Source organism: Bacillus sp. FSL M8-0025, assembly GCF_037975475.1.
GTDB classification, from domain to species: domain Bacteria; phylum Bacillota; class Bacilli; order Bacillales; family Bacillaceae; genus Bacillus; species Bacillus subtilis.
On sequence record NZ_CP150258.1, the window covers coordinates 2,814,072 to 2,831,374 of the forward strand.

Below are 17,303 nucleotides of genomic sequence, written 5' to 3' on the forward strand. Positions count from 1 at the left end.
GTTTTTTCTTTAAAATGTGTCCATGACCTTATTTTATACAGCAGACGGATGTTTCATTCGTGCCGCTACATGGCGGATCAGATCAACAACTCTGCAGGAGTAGCCCCATTCGTTGTCATACCACGCCAGCACCTTTACTTTCCTGTCTTCCATTACCATTGTTGTAAGCCCGTCAATGACCGCTGAATGAGGATTCGTATTATAATCAGTCGAAACAAGCGGTTCATCTGAGTAATCAAGTACACCGTACATCGACGTTTTGGCAGCGCGTTTATATGCCTCGTTTACTTCTTCAGCCGTAACATCCGTTTTCAGATCAACAACGAGATCAACCAATGAGACGTTCGGAACAGGGACACGCAAGGCGAGGCCGTGAAGTTTTCCTTTCAAATGCGGCAGCACAAGTGAAAGCGCCTTTGCCGCTCCTGTTGTCGTCGGAATGATGGATTCACCGCAAGCCCGCGCCCGGCGCAAATCTTTGTGCGGGTTATCAATATTTTTTTGGTCATTCGTATACGCATGAACTGTAGTCATCAGACCGCTCTCAATGCCAAACTCTTCATCCAGCACTTTTACAACAGGCGCAAGGCAATTTGTCGTGCATGACGCATTTGAAATAATGACATGGCGCTCAGCGTCGAATTGGTCCTCATTTACGCCCATCACAATGGTAACGTCTTCATTTTTTCCCGGAGCGGTCAAAATCACTTTTTTTGCACCTGCTTCTATATGGCCCATCGCTTTATCTTTAGCATTAAACTTCCCTGTTGCTTCGACGACTATGTCAATATCATATTCCCGCCAAGGCAGCTGTTTTGGATCACGGCTGTTTAACAAAAGCACTTTCTTTCCATTTACGATCAGGCTGTCTTCACCAGCCACAACCTCTTTGTCGTATCTGCCGTGAATTGTGTCATACTTTATTAAATGAGCCAGCGTTTCTGCGGAATAGCTGGCGTTAATGGCCACTACTTGAATTTGATCGTCTAACATCGCTTTTCTAAAAACCATTCTTCCGATTCTTCCAAACCCGTTGATCGCTACTTTTACCTTCATGTTGGACACCCCTTATCAATTATGCCATCCTAATTTGTTACTATCTAAAATTAGTATAACACATTAAAACAAATTCGCCAGTACATATTGATAAAAATCAACGATTATAACGCTAATTTATGATGCATCTTATGTTTTCTTGCACAGAATATCAGGCGTAAGAACCAAAAAGCAGCCAGCGCTCCGCACTGACTGCCCTCATGCTTTATGATTCCTGTTTTAACTTATCATTGAGCACACTTTCTTCTAGCACAGAAAATGTATCCCCGTACACTCTGTTAATATGATTCGCTCCCCAAGCACACAGCATATCTAAAATCCCTTCTAAGCTGCGGCCGTATTCGCTGAGCTCATATTCCACTTTGGGAGGAACTTGATTATATACGATTCGGTTAATGACACCGTCCGCTTCCAGCTCGCGCAGCTGCTGAGTCAGCATTTTTTGCGTGATATTGGGCATTAGGCGTTTTAATTCGCTTGTGCGTTTTTTTCCGTGCGTCAAATGGCATAAAATGACGCATTTCCATTTCCCTCCAATCACTTCAAGAGTCGCTTCAACAGAAATGTTATATTTTTTCTTCTCCATACAATCCATTCTCCTCACAGGCACCAAAAAGTGACTATAGCACTTCAAAGTACGTACTTTTATTTCTTAACGATATGTTTCATAATCACATTTGCCGGCTGATTTGAATCTGCTCTTTTTTATTTATATAGCTTACTCGGCAGAATTTCAATCATACAACACATCTTACAAAGGAGGAACATCATGACTTCAGCCAAAAGCAGTATTCCTGCACTACTGGCTTTGGCCGTAAGTGCATTCGCAATAGGGACAACTGAATTTATCAGTGTCGGCCTTTTGCCGCTCATTGCTGATGACCTGCATATTCCAGTCACGACAGCAGGATTAACCGTTTCCCTTTATGCGCTCGGCGTTACATTTGGGGCACCTATATTAACTTCATTGACCTCAAGCATGTCGCGTAAGACACTATTGCTTTGGATCATGTTTATTTTTATTGCCGGTAATACGATGGCAGCAACCGCTTCAAGCATCGGGATTTTACTAGCAGCACGTGTGATATCGGCATTTTCGCACGGTGTGTTTATGTCGATCGGTTCGACAATCGCAGCGGATATTGTCCCGGAAGATAAAAGGGCTAGCGCGATTTCAATTATGTTTACCGGCCTCACTGTGGCAACTGTAACCGGAGTTCCTTTTGGGACATTTATCGGCCAGCAGTTCGGCTGGCGTTTCGCCTTTATGGTCATTATCGCCGTCGGAATCATTGCTTTCATTACAAATGGCATTCTTGTACCGTCCAAGTTACGAAAAGGGACGAAAACAACGATGCGGGATCAATTGAAGCTTGTGACAAACAGCCGGTTATTGCTTTTATTTGTCATTACAGCGCTTGGATACGGAGGAACATTCGTTGTGTTCACGTATCTGTCTCCCCTGCTTCAGGAAGTAACAGGCTTCAAAGCCGGGACTGTTGCAGTGATTCTGCTCGGATACGGAATAGCTATTGCTATCGGCAATATGATTGGCGGAAAGCTGTCAAACCGAAATCCGATTGCCGCTTTATTCTATATGTTTATCGTACAAGCAATTGTTCTATTCGTACTGACATTTACAGCCCCGTATCAAACAGCAGGGCTCATTACCATTCTCTGTATGGGATTGCTGGCTTTTATGAACGTGCCCGGCCTTCAGGTGTATGTCGTCATGCTGGCTGAGCGTTTTGTCCCGAGTGCAGTTGACGTCGCATCCGCGATGAATATCGCTGCCTTTAATGCAGGAATCGCGCTTGGGTCATACCTTGGCGGTGTGATCACCGATTCAATCGGATTGATTCATACCGCTTGGATAGGCGGATTAATGGTGGTCGGTGCAGTCATTTTAACAGGCTGGAGCCGCTTAATGGAAAAACGAGATCGGCAGGAAGCCTGACAATTTTAAAGGAGGAAATGAACATGACAACACATTTACAAGCAAAAGCAACACTTCATAATGGGGTAGAAATGCCTTGGTTCGGCCTCGGCGTGTTCCAAGTGGAAGAAGGATCTGAACTGGTAAACGCAGTTAAAACTGCCATTGTTCACGGGTACCGCAGTATTGATACTGCAGCTATCTATGGAAATGAAGCTGGCGTTGGAGAAGGGATTCGGGAAGGCATTGAAGAAGCAGGCATTTCAAGAGAGGATCTGTTTATCACATCGAAAGTATGGAATGCGGATTTAGGCTACGAAGAAACACTCGCCGCGTTTGAAACAAGCCTATCCAAACTCGGTCTGGATTATTTGGATCTATACCTCATCCACTGGCCTGTAGAAGGAAAGTATAAAGAAGCTTGGAGAGCGCTTGAAACGCTGTATAAAGAAGGCCGTATCAAAGCGATTGGCGTAAGCAACTTCCAAATTCACCATCTTGAAGATCTGATGACGGCAGCTGAAATTAAGCCTATGATTAACCAAGTGGAATTTCACCCGCGCCTCACACAAAAAGAGTTGATAAGATACTGCCAAAATCAGGGCATCCAGATGGAGGCTTGGTCACCTTTAATGCAGGGGCAGCTGCTGGATCATCCTGTATTGGCTGACATCGCTCAAACATATAACAAATCTGTCGCACAAATTATCTTGCGCTGGGATCTGCAGCATGGCATTATAACGATTCCTAAATCAACGAAGGAACACCGCATTAAAGAAAATGCAAGCGTATTTGACTTTGAATTAACGCAGGATGACATGAACCGAATCGATGCACTGAATGAAAACTTGCGCGTCGGTCCTGATCCGGACAACTTTGATTTTTAATGGCCAAAAAACACCGTTCAATATGAACGGTGTTTTTTGTATTATGCCCAGCTGTTCATGATTTCATCAAGCTGCCTTTTGGTCTCTTCAAGCGTGCCGCTGTTATCGATGACTTGATCTGCTCTTGCTGTTTTTTCCTCTAAGGGCATTTGAGAGCGGATACGGCTGACTGCTTCTTCTTCCGTCAGCTGATTGCGCTTCATCAGACGTTCCAGTTGAAGCTCTTTTGTCACACTGACCACGATAATTTTATCAACCAATGATTCCAATTTGCTTTCGAACAATAGCGGGATATCCAATACAACAAATGCCTCCCGATTTGCAACGGCTTCATCACGGCGATTGAGCATTTCCTGCCTGACTGCGGGATGAACAATTGCATTTAAAGCGAGACGCTTTTGTTCATTTGTAAATACCAGCGCTCCAAGCTTTTTTCGATCTATATCGCCATTTGAGAGCAGTATGTCTTCACCGAATTCGTCAATGATTTGCCGGTAGGCCGGCATCCCTTTTTCTACCGCTTGTTTTGCAATGATATCTGCATCTATAACTGTTATTCCTTTTTCAATCAGCATATTGGCTACCGTGCTTTTGCCGCTAGCTATTCCTCCCGTTAAACCAATGACTAAGGTCAAGAGATCCACTCCTTTTTACAATTTCCAGAGCCCAATCGTGATTAATAGAAGCCCCGGCAAAAACGCCATTTTATCGATCCATTTCCACTTAGACAGAAAATGGCCGGCATTGATTCCAATTGATACAAACAGCGAGCTCATGATTGCCACGGCGATGCTCATCACAATCGGCGAAAAACCGAGAATGGCTGCGCCTATACCTGCTCCAAAGGCATCAATCGATAAGGCAAATCCCAATAAGACCGCCTCAATTCCGTTGATCACACCCGATTTGTCGATATCCGCACTCATGGGTTTTCTCAAAATATGAATCACAATCCCTAATGACCGAACCTCTAAATTAAGCAGCGTTTTTTCATGCAATAGGTATTCTTTATCTTTTGCCGGTTTGAAGAATTGGTACAGAACCCACGCACCGATTCCAACCAATATCAAACCGCCAAGCTTCTCCGTCACATATACAGGAAAAAACTTCGTGAGAAAGCTTCCGATCAGCATGGATATAAACATGACAGCACCGGAACAGCAGGCGATAACCAAAATCGCTTTAAACGGTATTTTCATTTTTCTCAATCCGTACGTAAATCCGACTGAAAAACTGTCCAAGCTGACAGCCAACGCCAGCAGCAGTATAGAAACCATTTGCATATCCGTTTCTTCCTTTCTGTTGGTGCTCTTGTATCAGATGTGAAATGCCCGGGATTCATCACAATCATATATATGGGAAAGTGAAAAATCCGTGTTTCGAAAATGGCATCCTCCATTACAGAGTTACTGATATATGCACCGACAGCTTGGACGATGAAGCATTATGCTACTTTTTTTTCTGGCACTTTGCGCAAAAATGCGTGCCTCTTCCTCCAACGACAATTTTCGAAATCATCGTTCCGCAATTTTTGCATGGCTCGTCTTTTTTTCCGTACACAAAATGCTGCAGCTGGAACATTCCGATTTCCCCTTGGGAGTTGATATATGAACGGACTGTGCTTCCGCCCGCATCAATCGCCTCCTGCAGAGTGTTTTTGATTTCAGCGTGAAGGGTTTTGATTGTTTTATCTGATAATTGATTTGCTTTTGTCTCGGGATGGACACCCGCTCTGAAAAGAGCCTCATCCACATAAATGTTCCCTAGTCCAACTACCGTTTTTTGATCCAGTAGGGCAGTTTTGACAGCGCGGTTTGTTTTCGTAAGCCGTTCTTTTAAATACGCACTTGTAAATTCTTCTGCATCCGGCTCCGGCCCTAACTGAGAAAGCGGGAGCTCGCCCGCTTCTTCTCCCGGTTTAAATAAGTGCATGGTTCCAAATTTCCGCACATCCCTGTACCGAAGCTGGGTTCCATCCGTCATCGTGAATATGACATGCACGTGTTTATCGTCAGGCTCCTCGGCTTGATGAAGACCGTATTTTCCTTCCATTCGTAGGTGAGAAACCATAACATAATGATCTAAATGAAACAGTAAAAACTTTCCTCGTCTTCCGATGGACTGTATCGTTTCTCCTGCTAGTTTTCGCGCAAATTCCTCCGGTTCGGCAGGCCGTTTGATGATATTCGGCCATCTGATCTCTACCGATTTGATTGTTTTTCCCTTTACAAGCCCGGTCAGAGTGCGCCGGACCGTCTCAACCTCTGGTAATTCCGGCACATCCATCACTTCCTATCTCTGTTTATTTCGCATCGTACCAAGATGGGCCTGATGCAAAGTCCACCTTTAACGGCACATCTAATGCAAGCGCATGCTCCATCACTTCAGGAACAAGCTTTTCAAGAATTTCAATTTCTTCCTTTGGCGCCTCAAAAATCAATTCATCGTGTACTTGAAGCAGAAGCCTTGCTTTCAACTGTTTTTCTTTCAGCTTGGCAGCCATGTCAATCATGGCTTTTTTGATAATATCAGCGGCGCTTCCTTGAATCGGCGTATTCATGGCCGTCCGCTCTGCAAAACTTCGGATATTAAAGTTCCGGCTCGTCAGCTCAGGGATGTAGCGGCGGCGATGCATAAGCGTTGTTACGTATCCTTTTTGCTTCGCTTCCTGTACTGAATCTTCCATGTACGCTTTTACGCCTTGGAAGCTTTCCAGATAGCGGTCGATAAATGCTCCCGCTTCCTTCCGGGTAATGCCGAGGTTCTGTGACAGACCGTAATCGCTGATCCCGTAAACAATGCCAAAGTTGACCGCTTTCGCCTGGCGTCTCATCGCAGATGTCACTTCATCCTTAGCGACATGGAACACATCCATTGCCGTTTTCGTGTGAATATCCATATCATTTGTAAAAGCTTCGATCAGATTTTCATCCTTTGAAATATGGGCAAGCACCCGCAGCTCGATTTGTGAATAATCGGCTGCAAAAATGAGCCAGTCTTTTTCAGACGGCACAAAAGCTTGGCGAATTTTCCGCCCTTCCTCAAGCCTGATCGGAATGTTTTGCAGGTTCGGATCAGTCGAGCTGAGACGGCCAGTTTGCGTTAAGGCCTGGTTAAATCGCGTGTGCACTTTATGCGAATCCGGTCTCGTCACCTTTAAAAGCCCTTCGATATATGTTGATTGAAGCTTGCCAATTTGTCTGTACTGTAAAATATAGTCGACAATATCATGCTTGTCAGCCAGCTTTTCAAGCACATCAGCAGACGTAGAATAGCCTGTTTTCGTTTTCTTTACGACAGGAAGGCCGATCTTTTCAAATAAGATGACGCCTAGCTGTTTCGGAGAATTGATGTTAAACGGCTCTCCCGCAATCTCATGGATTTTTTCTTCATATTCCTTCAGCTTCGCACCCAGTTCTTCACCCATCCGTTTTAAACGGTCAACATCGACCTTGACGCCAGTTGATTCCATTTCTCCGAGAATAAGCGCAAGAGGCATTTCCAGCTCTTCAAACAGTTCAAGCTGGTCGTTGTTTTCCAGCTCCTGAACGAGCTTTTCCCGAAGGCTTTGAATCGCTAACGCTTTTCGGCCAAGGTGCTCAGACAGTACGTCTTCTGACGGCACTGCCCGTTTTGCTCCTTTTCCATAAACCGATTCATCACTTGAAACGATATGCAGGCCGTAATCCTTAGCCACACTCGCAACGTCGTCATATGAATTGCCCGGGTTGATGATATAAGCCGCAAGGAGCGTATCAAACTCGGCTCCTTTCAGTTCAATGCCCTGCCAGCGCAAAGCGACAACAGCCCGCTTGCTGTCGAAGACCCATTTCTTCTGCTCGTCATTTTCCACCCATTCTTTAAACACCTCAGACTCAACGGCAATGTCTTTCGGAATGAAATAAGCTCCCGTTTTATTTACGATCGAAAATCCGAGGATCGGCTCTTCATGATAATTATCGCCAATCTGTTCAACGACAAATGCGGATGGAGAAACCAATATATCGCTTGTCACGTCTGTGACTGTTTTGACATTAATGTCTTCCAACGATTGATCCTGTTCTGCTTCTGCACTGTCTTCTCCAAGCCGTTCAAGAAGCGTGTTGAAGCCAAGATCTTTAAAGATGGCAATGACCTGTTCACGATTAAAGCCTTGATATTCCAGGCCGGAAACAGATACCTCAATCGGAGCATCCGTCATAATTGTCGCAAGCTCCTTGCTCATCAATGCCTGATCCTTAAACTCCTCAAGCTTTTCCTTCAATTTCTTTCCGCTCACCTCGTCAATGGACTCCAGCAGCTTTTCAACGGAATCAAATTGTTTTAAAAGCTTAATCGCAGTCTTTTCTCCGACGCCGGGCACACCCGGAATATTATCTGAGGAATCGCCCATCAGACCCTTCATGTCAATGATTTGTTCAGGCGTAAGCCCATATTTCTCTTTGACATGCTCCGGTGTGTAAAATTCAACATCGGTAATTCCCTTTCTCGTAATGGCAACTGTCGTTTTGTCCGTTGCCAGCTGGGTTAAATCCTTATCCCCTGAGAAAACCTTTACTTCAAATCCGTCTTTTTCAGCCGATTTGGCCAGTGTGCCAATAATATCATCCGCTTCATATTGTTCCAGTTCATAGCGGCTGATCTGGTAGGCATCCAGCAGCTCGCGGATAAACGGCATTTGTTCGGAAAGCTCAGGCGGGGTTTTCTGTCTGCCGCCTTTATATTCTTTAAATGTGCCGTGACGAAATGTTGTTTTCCCGGCATCAAACGCAACCAGCATGTGCGTCGGTTTTTCATCCTCAAGCATTTTCATCAAAATCATCGCAAAGCCGTATACAGCATTCGTATGAACACCTTTATCATTGCTTAACAGCGGCAATGCAAAAAACGCCCGGTAAGCCAGACTGTTTCCGTCTACAAGCACTAATTTTTTTCGTTCCGTCATTCAATTTCCTCCTAAGAAGCCTCAGGCTTCCATTCATCTCTTACATAGTCATTAGCTCCTCTTATTTTAACAAAGTTCAATTTGAAAGGAAAATACGTGAACTATAAGAGAAGACACAAAAAAGGACGGGAACACAAATAGGTTCCCGCCGTCAAAATTGGCTCCTTGGATGAAGGGGTTCTACTACATCCTACCAGCATAGGTTTAACAGTGCATGAAGATATTGTTAAACCTTTGTAAACATTAGGCGGACTTTTCAGCGGCCCGTTTCAGCGTCACGGTAAAGACAGTTCCCCGTCCAGGCTCGCTTGTGACATCAATTTTCCCTTCATGAGCCTCTATTAAATGCTTGACAATCGCAAGGCCCAGCCCGGTTCCGCCCGAATTCCTGCTTCTGTCTTTATCTACGCGGTAAAAGCGTTCAAAGATGCGCGGAATTTCTTCTTTCTGAATTCCGATTCCAGAATCGGCAACCTCAATCTGAATGTCTTTTTCTCTGGGCTTTACATTGATAGCCACGGAGCCCCCCTCAGGCGTGTAGGTTAACGCATTGTTTACGAGATTAAGAAATACCTGTTTCAGCCTGTACGGGTCACCAGATACATATTGAGGGTCTTTCGGGACATTCAGGTGCAAGGAGATGCCTTTCTCATCCGCCTTATGCTTCAGAAGCGTTTCAATCTCAACAAGCATTTTGGCCGGCTCAAACGTTTCGATACTGAGCGTGAAATTTTGCTGCTCGATTTTTGAGAGATCGAGCAAATCCTGAACCAAAGACTGAAGCCTTTCGCTTTCCTTAAGAATAATAGAGAGAAATTCAGAAAGCGCCTCTTTGTCCTCCATCGCCCCGTCCAATAACGTCTCCGTAAACCCTTTTATTGACGTAATCGGCGTTTTCAGCTCATGAGAAACATTGGCCACAAAATCCTTCCTCATCTGCTCTAATTTCTTCGTTTCCGTCATGTCATGGAAAACGAGCACAATTCCTTTCCATTCATCGTCCGGCCCCATAATCGGAACGCCGTCCACTTCAAAATAACGCCGTTCTATTTTGATCGGAAGTCTTAACAGCTTGCATTTCTTTGTCTCCGTCATAAAAATGTCTTCGACAAGCTGGATCACTTCTTCATGTTCAAATGCATCGTGATAAAGACGGCGCAGCATATGATTCGGATTGATATGAAACTGCTTGGCGTAAGACCTGTTTACGAGATTAATAAAGCCTCTTCCGTCGATCATAATCAGCCCGGAGCCAATGTTTTCAATGACTGTCAGCAGCCGATCCCGCTGCATTTCCTGCGTTCGCGTCATTTCCATCAGATCAATGGCAAGGCTGTTCATCGCATGTCCTAGCTTATCAGAACGCCTAATATAGCCGCCGTACGTCCGTGCATCGTAGTTGCCCTTAGAGAGTTCTGTGGCTACATTTGTCGCTGACTCAATTGACCTTTTATAACGTGAGGTCATGCTGGAATAAAAATAAACAATGACGATAAATGCGGTACAAAGACTGGCCGTCAGCATCCCCCACAATTCGCCTTTTAAGCCGTCGCTTTTTTCAGAGGCGGAAAGCAGTACATATCCTGTTTTTTCACCTTCGCTTCTAAGTGAAAGTCCGTAATAAAGCTTGTTATCTGTTGTTGACAGAATACCCTCATGTCCAGAAACAAGCGCCTGCACCTTTTGGGAATCAGCCGCTCTCCCGTTTGACCCATACAGCACCTTGCCGTCTGTATCGATAACGGATGCGCTCACATCAAGCGCGCCGCCTGCATCTTTAATGATTTTCTCATTTGCTTGATCATTCAGATTGCCGGCATCAAGAAGCGAAGCCAAGTATTTTGCTTCTTTTTCAATGTGTTCCTCTGCTTTCCTTTGATCAGATGTTTCAAAAAGCTGCTGTAAAAACAGCCCGAGGACACAAAACACCAGAATCATACAGACAACGAATACAGAAAAAAGGCGCACACGGTATTTATTCATTCATTTTTGGCTCCTCCAGTTTATACCCCAATCCCCTAATCGTTTTAATGTAGATCGGTTTTTTAGTATTGTTTTCAATTTTGTCGCGAAGATGGCTGATGTGCACATCAACAATTCTCGTATCTCCGGCAAAATCATAATTCCAGACTGCGCTCAGCAGCAGGTCTCTTGTCAGAACTCTGCCTTTATGTCTGCCTAAATAGAGCAGCAGTTCGAATTCTTTCGGTGTCAGTTCAAGCTGACTTTCTTTAAAGTACGCTTCATAATGATCAGGCAGGATTTTCAGATCGCCAATTACGATTTGGCCTTCCATTTCATCATTCTTCATCTCACTAGAGGGCGCAGCCATTTCCGAACGCCTTAAAATCGCTTTTACTCTCGCATTTACTTCCCTTGGACTGAACGGCTTGGTCATATAATCATCAGCACCGAGCTCAAGCCCTAATACTTTGTCGAATTCCTCATCCTTCGCTGTCAGCATTAAAATGGGAAACATCAGTTTTTGCTGTCTCAGCTGCTTGCATACTTCGATTCCGTCCAATTTTGGAAGCATCACATCAAGCACAATCAAATCAGGCTTCTCTGTTTCCGCTTTTTTGAGTGCTTCTTCCCCATCCGAGGCGGTAATGACATCATAGCCTGACCGTTCCAAATTGTACTGTAAAAGAGTAACAATAGATTCTTCATCATCCACAACTAAAATTTTCTTGTTCATGCTGTGCCTCCAGTATTATAATTCCCCGACATCCTATTTCTCTATTTTATGTCATCTTAACATGTTTCATGATTTTATTTTAGCGAAAGCAGGACATTCCGACAATTCGCCTTTTACATCATTTTTAAAAGAAATATAGATGTTTATGATAACGCTTTCATTTATAGTAAAAAGAGAAAGGCTGTATTAAGCAAGCCTTTCTCTCTTTTTATTAGGATAATACTTTCATGACATTTTTGACAGATTCAACTGATTTATTCAGCTGCGCTCTTTCATAGTCTGTCAGTTCAAGTTCAATGATTTGCTCAAGACCGTTGCCGCCTACAATTGTAGGAACACCAAGGTAGATGCCTTCATAGCCGTATTCCCCTTCAAGATAAGCAATTGTAGGAAGAACGCGGCGCTGATCTTTCAAGATCGCTTCGACCATTTCAGTCAGAGAAGCCGCAGGCGCATAATACGCGCTTCCGTTTCCAAGAAGATTCACGATTTCGCCTCCGCCTTTTCTAGTGCGCTCCACAATTGCGTCAATCCGTTCTTTCGGAATAAGAGTTTCAAGCGGGATACCGCCAGCATAAGAATAACGCACAAGCGGAACCATATCGTCACCGTGTCCGCCGAGTACGAAACCAGTCACATCTTTCACTGACAGGTTTAATTCCTCTGCCACAAATGTTCTGAATCTTGCCGTATCAAGCACACCGGACTGGCCGATTACGCGCTCTTTAGGGAAGCCTGATTCTTTGTACACCGCGTATGTCATTGCATCAACAGGATTTGTCAGCACCACAATAATAGAGTCAGGAGAATATTTCACGATTTCCCGCGTAACGCTTCTCATAATCTTTTCGTTTGTAGAGACCAGATCATCTCTGCTCATACCAGGTTTTCTTGCGATACCGGCTGTAATGACAACAATGTCAGAGCCAGCTGTATCCTCGTAATTAGATGTTCCCGTAATTTTTGCGTCAAAGCCTTGAACTGGGCTTGCTTCAAGCATATCAAGCGCTTTTCCCTTTGTCGGGTTCTCCAATTGCGGAATGTCAACAAGAACAACGTCTGCCAGCTCTTTTTGAGCGATTAAAAATGCAGTTGTAGCTCCGGTAAAACCTGCTCCGATAACAGAAACTTTTTTACGAGTATTTCCCATGTCTCTCTTCTCCTTTATGGCTAGTTTTAGGCTTTTTCCTTGCTTAGTCCATGTTTTTGATCAGTTCTTCTCCGAACTCTGAGCATTTCACTTCAGTCGCCCCGTCCATTAATCTAGCAAAATCGTAAGTTACGACTTTGGAAGCGATTGTTTTTTCCATAGATTTGATAACCAAATCAGCCGCTTCGTTCCATCCTAAATGCTCAAGAAGCAGAACGCCTGAAAGAATAACTGAAGATGGGTTTACTTTATCAAGGCCTGCATATTTAGGAGCCGTTCCGTGCGTCGCCTCGAAAATCGCATGTCCTGTTTCGTAGTTGATGTTCGCTCCAGGAGCAATGCCGATTCCGCCGACTTGCGCAGCAAGAGCATCAGAAATGTAATCTCCGTTCAAGTTCATTGTCGCAACGACATCAAACTCGTTTGGACGCGTTAAGATCTGCTGAAGGAAAATGTCAGCAATGCTGTCTTTGATAATGATTTTTCCTGCTGCTTCCGCTTCGCTTTGCGCTTTGTTGGCAGCGTCTTTTCCTTCTTCTTCAGCAATGCGGTCATATTGAGCCCATGTGAAGACTTTATCTCCGTATTCTTTTTCAGCAAGTTCATAGCCCCAGTTTTTGAACGCGCCTTCTGTGAACTTCATGATGTTTCCTTTGTGAACAAGCGTTACAGATTTGCGGCCATGCTCGATCGCATAATCAATGGCAGCTCTGACCAAGCGGCTTGTTCCTTCTTCTGAAACAGGCTTAATGCCGATACCTGATGTCTCAGGGAAACGGATTTTGTTGACGTTTAACTCATTTTGAAGGAAGCTGATAAGCTTTTGCACTTCTTCAGAGCCTTTTGCATACTCGATGCCTGCGTAAATATCTTCTGTATTTTCACGGAAGATGACCATATCAGTATCTTCAGGGCGTTTTACCGGTGACGGCACTCCAGTAAAGTATCTTACAGGTCTTAAGCAGACGAATAGGTCAAGCTCTTGTCTGAGCGCTACGTTCAAAGAACGGATACCGCCGCCGACAGGTGTCGTTAACGGGCCTTTAATCGCGATGAAATATTCGCGGATCACATCTAATGTTTCAGCAGGGAGCCACTCACCTGTTTTATTATAAGCCTTTTCTCCGGCGTAAACTTCTTTCCATGTAATTTTCTTTTCGCCTTTGTATGCTTTTTCTACTGCTGCTTCCAAAACCTTCGAAGCCGCGTTCCAAATATCAGGACCGGTTCCGTCTCCTTCGATAAATGGGATAATCGGGTTGTTTGGTACGTTTAATACTCCGTTAGAGACTGTAATTTTTTCACCTTGTGCCACAATAAAAACCTCCCAGTATGTAATTCATATTTAGAAAACATTTTATTTTTCTTATATAGAAAATAAAATGATTTTTCCTAACATTCAATTTAAAGTGTAACCCAATTTTGATGTTCTGAACAAGAGGCTAACCTCATTGACGCAAGCCAGCCTCCAATGGTTCTTTAGGCTCTTTCTTCAATCGGAACGAATTTTTGTTTGTCAGGGCCTGTGTAATCTGCCCGCGGGCGGATCAGACGGTTGTTGTCATACTGCTCAAGAATATGAGCGAGCCAGCCGGACATTCTGCTTACAGCAAAAATCGGTGTAAACAAATCATGGTCAATACCGAGGCTGTGATATACAGAAGCCGAATAGAAATCAACGTTAGGCGGAAGCTTTTTCTCTGATGTGACGATGTCTTCTATACGAATCGACATCTCATACCATTTGCTTTCGCCTGTCAGGTTGGTCAGGCGCTTGCTCATTTCTTTCAGATGCTTCGCGCGCGGATCACCATGCTTATACACACGGTGGCCGAATCCCATGATTTTTTCTTTCTTTTCAAGTTTAGCGCGGATGTACGGCTCAGCGTTTTCCACTTCACCGATTTCTGTCAGCATTTTCATAACGCCTTCATTCGCTCCGCCGTGAAGAGGCCCTTTCAGCGCGCCGATTGCTGCAGTAATGCCTGAATAGATGTCAGAAAGTGTTGCGACGCAGACCCTCGCTGTGAACGTTGACGCGTTCAGCTCATGGTCAGCATGTAAAATCAATGCTTTGTTGAAGGCTTCAACTTCAATTGGTGAAGGCTCTTCACCGTTTAATGTGTAAAGAAAATTCTCCGCAATACCGTAATCTTCTCTCGGTTCAACAGGCTCAAGACCCTTGCGAATTCTGGAAAACGCTGCAACCAGGCCAGGCACCTTTGCCTGAAGGCGGATCGCCTTTCTGTAGTTGGCTTCCGGGTTCATGGTATCAGCCTCGCTGTCAAGCAGGCCTAGTAATGAAATTGCTGTCCGAAGAGCAGCCATGGGATGAACATTTTCGAGGGAATAAGATTTGAAGTGCTCAATAATTTCTTGCGGAACGGCAGCTTCCTTTGCAAGCTGCTGCTTTAACTCTTCAAGCTCTTTTTTGTTTGGCAGCCTTAGATGCCAAAGCAAGTAGATGATTTCTTCAAAACTTGCATTCTCTGTCAAATCATCGATATCATACCCCACATATGTAAGGGTATCATCAATAATAGAACTAACAGATGATGTTGTTGCTACAACCCCTTCAAGACCGCGTGTCGCTGTCATATATAACATCTCCTTTTCAATAAATTTCCCCTTTAAGAGTGTTGTAAAAACATGAGGCTTACTTAAAAAGCACGATGCAAGTATTTCTCTCCCCCAAAAAGAAAATGCTTACATTTTACTGGCTGCTGGAACTAAAACCCTTTGCTTATGAAAGAACATAACAAATTCTTATAAGCTTATTTAAGTTTAAGCCTATTCTCATTATAAACAATAATCAGACATTTGTTAAATGTTTACCTATAATTTTTTTTTTCATTCTGTGATTTCCCCGAAAAAACGCCTTTATTTGCGGGTTTTTGCATAAAAAAAAAGCGGCTTTAAGGCCGCTTTTTTTTATGAAGTGAACAGTTTTACGATCTGCATGGCTAAATAAGCAATCCCCGCTCCGATCAGCGGCCCCACCGCAACTCCTCCAAAAAGCGCGACTGCAAGAATGGTCCCGATCACGAGAGCAGTTGTAATATGCGGATCATTTTCAAGCAGGGCCAGGCCGTTTTTTGCAATCAGCGCCACTGCGATCCCCGCTCCAAGGGCGATCCATGCGTAGGAAGACCGCATTGCTTCTCCAAGCTGCTTAAATCCGATTTCTCCCGTGGCAATCGGGACAAGAACGGCGATGGTAATAATGGTCACACCCCAGTTAATGCCTTTTGACTGGATGGTCGGAAATAATTTCTGATCAAGCCCAACGATTTTGATGATCAAAAGGACGGATACAGCAAAGAGCAATGATTGGTTTTTTGCGATAAGTGCGATAGCCAAGAGTAAAATTAAAAATAAATTCGCTTGTGTAAACACATGCCATCCCTCCTTTAAGATGAATGTATTCATATTCAGCCGCAGCGTGAATACATATAAAAAATAGGACATGCTGACGAGAGGAGGACCGTTTTCGTGAATCAATCTTATATCACTATTTTTTTCAGAACCCTCTTTGTCATATCAATGACCGCAGGGTCGATAGCTGCGGCCTATTATTCGTTTCCGTTAACTTATCCGTTCCTGATCGCCCTTATTCTTTCTTCAGTGATTCATCCTGTTGTCGATTATTTGGACAAAGTGACAGGATTCCCCCGAACGATAAATGTTCTGGGCGTTCTTGCTTTTTTTCTGCTCGCAGCCTTCGGCGTCCTCACCATTCTGGTAGCCGAAATCGTAACGGGAACAGCCTATCTAGCAAAAACGCTGCCTCCGCATATCAGCACGTTTATTTCATATTGCGAAAAATTGTTTACCACTCATATTCAGCCGCTCTATAACGAGTTAACTCTTTTGTTTCAAGAATTGGAAACGAACCAGCAGGCTTCCATCGTCACTCATATCCAGACACTCGGTGATTCTGCCGCTAAAAATGCCGGGCTCCTGCTGTCCCACATTCTAGAGATGATCCCGAGATTTTTCGCTCTTCTTCCCAATACGGCGGCGGTTCTGATTTTTTCTCTTCTGGCAACCTTTTTTATGACAAAGGATTGGCATAAGCTGAAAGCCATGCTTGTTTTAATTCTGCCGGATCGTGTGACAGCTAACAGCAAAGCAATCAGCAGCGAATTAAAAAAAGCAATGACTGGTTTTATCAAAGCACAAGCCGTCCTCGTTTTCATCACGATGGTGATTGTATTTATCGGCCTTTCTCTCTTAAAGGTTGAACACGCCGCAACAATTGCTTTTTTAATCGGGCTTGTAGATCTTCTCCCTTACTTAGGTGCCGGCTCCGTATTTGTGCCCTGGATTTTGTATTTATCGATTACGGGCCAGCTGCCCCAAGCAATCGGAATTGGTATCCTGTACCTCGTCGTTCTTATTCAGCGGCAGCTGACAGAGCCCAAGATACTAAGTAAATCTATCGGGATCGATCCGCTGGCAACACTCATCGCCCTGTTTGCCGGCTTTAAATTATTCGGGTTTTTAGGACTGATTGCGGGACCGGCTGTACTCGTCATCATCCAAGCTTTCATCACAACAGGCGCATTAAAAGAAATATGGTCCTATATCACCGTTCAGCAAAAATAAAACGGCAGCCGTTTTTTTCATGG

Annotated in this window: 14 protein-coding genes and 1 pseudogene; 3 read left to right on the forward strand and 12 right to left on the reverse strand. The window is 44.2% G+C overall.

Features of this window, described 5'->3' with window-relative positions:
* Positions 1–33: 33 nt before the first annotated feature.
* Entirely contained in the window at positions 34–1,056 is a 1,023-nt protein-coding gene (locus tag MKX38_RS14625; RefSeq protein ID WP_317680541.1) for a glyceraldehyde-3-phosphate dehydrogenase, read from the reverse strand.
* A 205-nt stretch (positions 1,057–1,261) separates the two neighbouring features.
* Complete coding sequence (locus MKX38_RS14630; RefSeq protein WP_003229458.1) at positions 1,262–1,642, reverse strand: winged helix-turn-helix transcriptional regulator; 381 nt, start codon at positions 1,640–1,642, stop codon at positions 1,262–1,264.
* A gap of 183 nt (positions 1,643–1,825) precedes the next feature.
* Between MKX38_RS14630 and MKX38_RS14635 the strand changes: the two genes are divergently transcribed.
* Positions 1,826–3,013, forward strand: coding sequence for an MFS transporter (locus MKX38_RS14635; protein ID WP_015251485.1), 1,188 nt, complete (start codon positions 1,826–1,828; stop codon positions 3,011–3,013).
* Positions 3,014–3,036: 23 nt separating this feature from the next.
* Positions 3,037–3,879, forward strand: a complete 843-nt coding sequence (gene ytbE, locus MKX38_RS14640; RefSeq protein WP_003229455.1) for an aldo/keto reductase YtbE — start codon at positions 3,037–3,039, stop codon at positions 3,877–3,879.
* A gap of 41 nt (positions 3,880–3,920) precedes the next feature.
* Here ytbE and coaE read toward each other — a convergent pair whose 3' ends face one another.
* The 10 genes and pseudogenes from coaE to MKX38_RS14690 all read right to left on the reverse strand — a co-directional run bounded on the left by coaE (position 3,921) and on the right by MKX38_RS14690 (position 16,068).
* Positions 3,921–4,514, reverse strand: coding sequence for a dephospho-CoA kinase (coaE, locus tag MKX38_RS14645; RefSeq protein ID WP_004398928.1), 594 nt, complete (start codon positions 4,512–4,514; stop codon positions 3,921–3,923).
* A 15-nt stretch (positions 4,515–4,529) separates the two neighbouring features.
* A pseudogene (gene ytaF / locus MKX38_RS14650) lies at positions 4,530–5,180 on the reverse strand (sporulation membrane protein YtaF); the annotation flags it as partial.
* 148 nt (positions 5,181–5,328) lie between these two features.
* A complete protein-coding gene (gene mutM / locus MKX38_RS14655; protein WP_283933660.1) occupies positions 5,329–6,159 on the reverse strand; it encodes a DNA-formamidopyrimidine glycosylase in 831 nt (276 codons plus the stop codon).
* A 22-nt stretch (positions 6,160–6,181) separates the two neighbouring features.
* The gene (polA, locus tag MKX38_RS14660) at positions 6,182–8,824 is read right to left on the reverse strand and encodes a DNA polymerase I (RefSeq protein ID WP_339187572.1); all 2,643 of its coding nucleotides are present in this window, start codon (positions 8,822–8,824) and stop codon (positions 6,182–6,184) included.
* A gap of 243 nt (positions 8,825–9,067) precedes the next feature.
* Complete coding sequence (gene phoR / locus MKX38_RS14665) at positions 9,068–10,807, reverse strand: ATP-binding protein (protein WP_212059316.1); 1,740 nt, start codon at positions 10,805–10,807, stop codon at positions 9,068–9,070.
* A complete protein-coding gene (phoP, locus tag MKX38_RS14670) occupies positions 10,800–11,522 on the reverse strand; it encodes a two-component system response regulator PhoP (RefSeq protein ID WP_014477634.1) in 723 nt (240 codons plus the stop codon). Before phoP ends, phoR begins: the two co-directional genes overlap by 8 nt.
* 211 nt (positions 11,523–11,733) lie before the next feature.
* Complete coding sequence (gene mdh / locus MKX38_RS14675; protein WP_003237775.1) at positions 11,734–12,672, reverse strand: malate dehydrogenase; 939 nt, start codon at positions 12,670–12,672, stop codon at positions 11,734–11,736.
* Positions 12,673–12,715: 43 nt separating this feature from the next.
* Positions 12,716–13,987, reverse strand: coding sequence for an NADP-dependent isocitrate dehydrogenase (gene icd / locus MKX38_RS14680; protein WP_014477637.1), 1,272 nt, complete (start codon positions 13,985–13,987; stop codon positions 12,716–12,718).
* 164 nt (positions 13,988–14,151) lie between these two features.
* On the reverse strand, positions 14,152–15,270 hold the full coding sequence (citZ, locus tag MKX38_RS14685; RefSeq protein ID WP_004398810.1) for a citrate synthase: 1,119 nt from the start codon (positions 15,268–15,270) through the stop codon (positions 14,152–14,154).
* A gap of 333 nt (positions 15,271–15,603) precedes the next feature.
* Complete coding sequence (locus MKX38_RS14690; RefSeq protein ID WP_015251478.1) at positions 15,604–16,068, reverse strand: DUF441 domain-containing protein; 465 nt, start codon at positions 16,066–16,068, stop codon at positions 15,604–15,606.
* Between the two features lie 96 nt (positions 16,069–16,164).
* Here MKX38_RS14690 and ytvI point away from each other — a divergent pair, with 96 nt between their 5' ends.
* A complete protein-coding gene (ytvI, locus tag MKX38_RS14695; protein WP_004399115.1) occupies positions 16,165–17,280 on the forward strand; it encodes a sporulation integral membrane protein YtvI in 1,116 nt (371 codons plus the stop codon).
* The last annotated feature ends 23 nt before the right edge of the window (positions 17,281–17,303 follow it).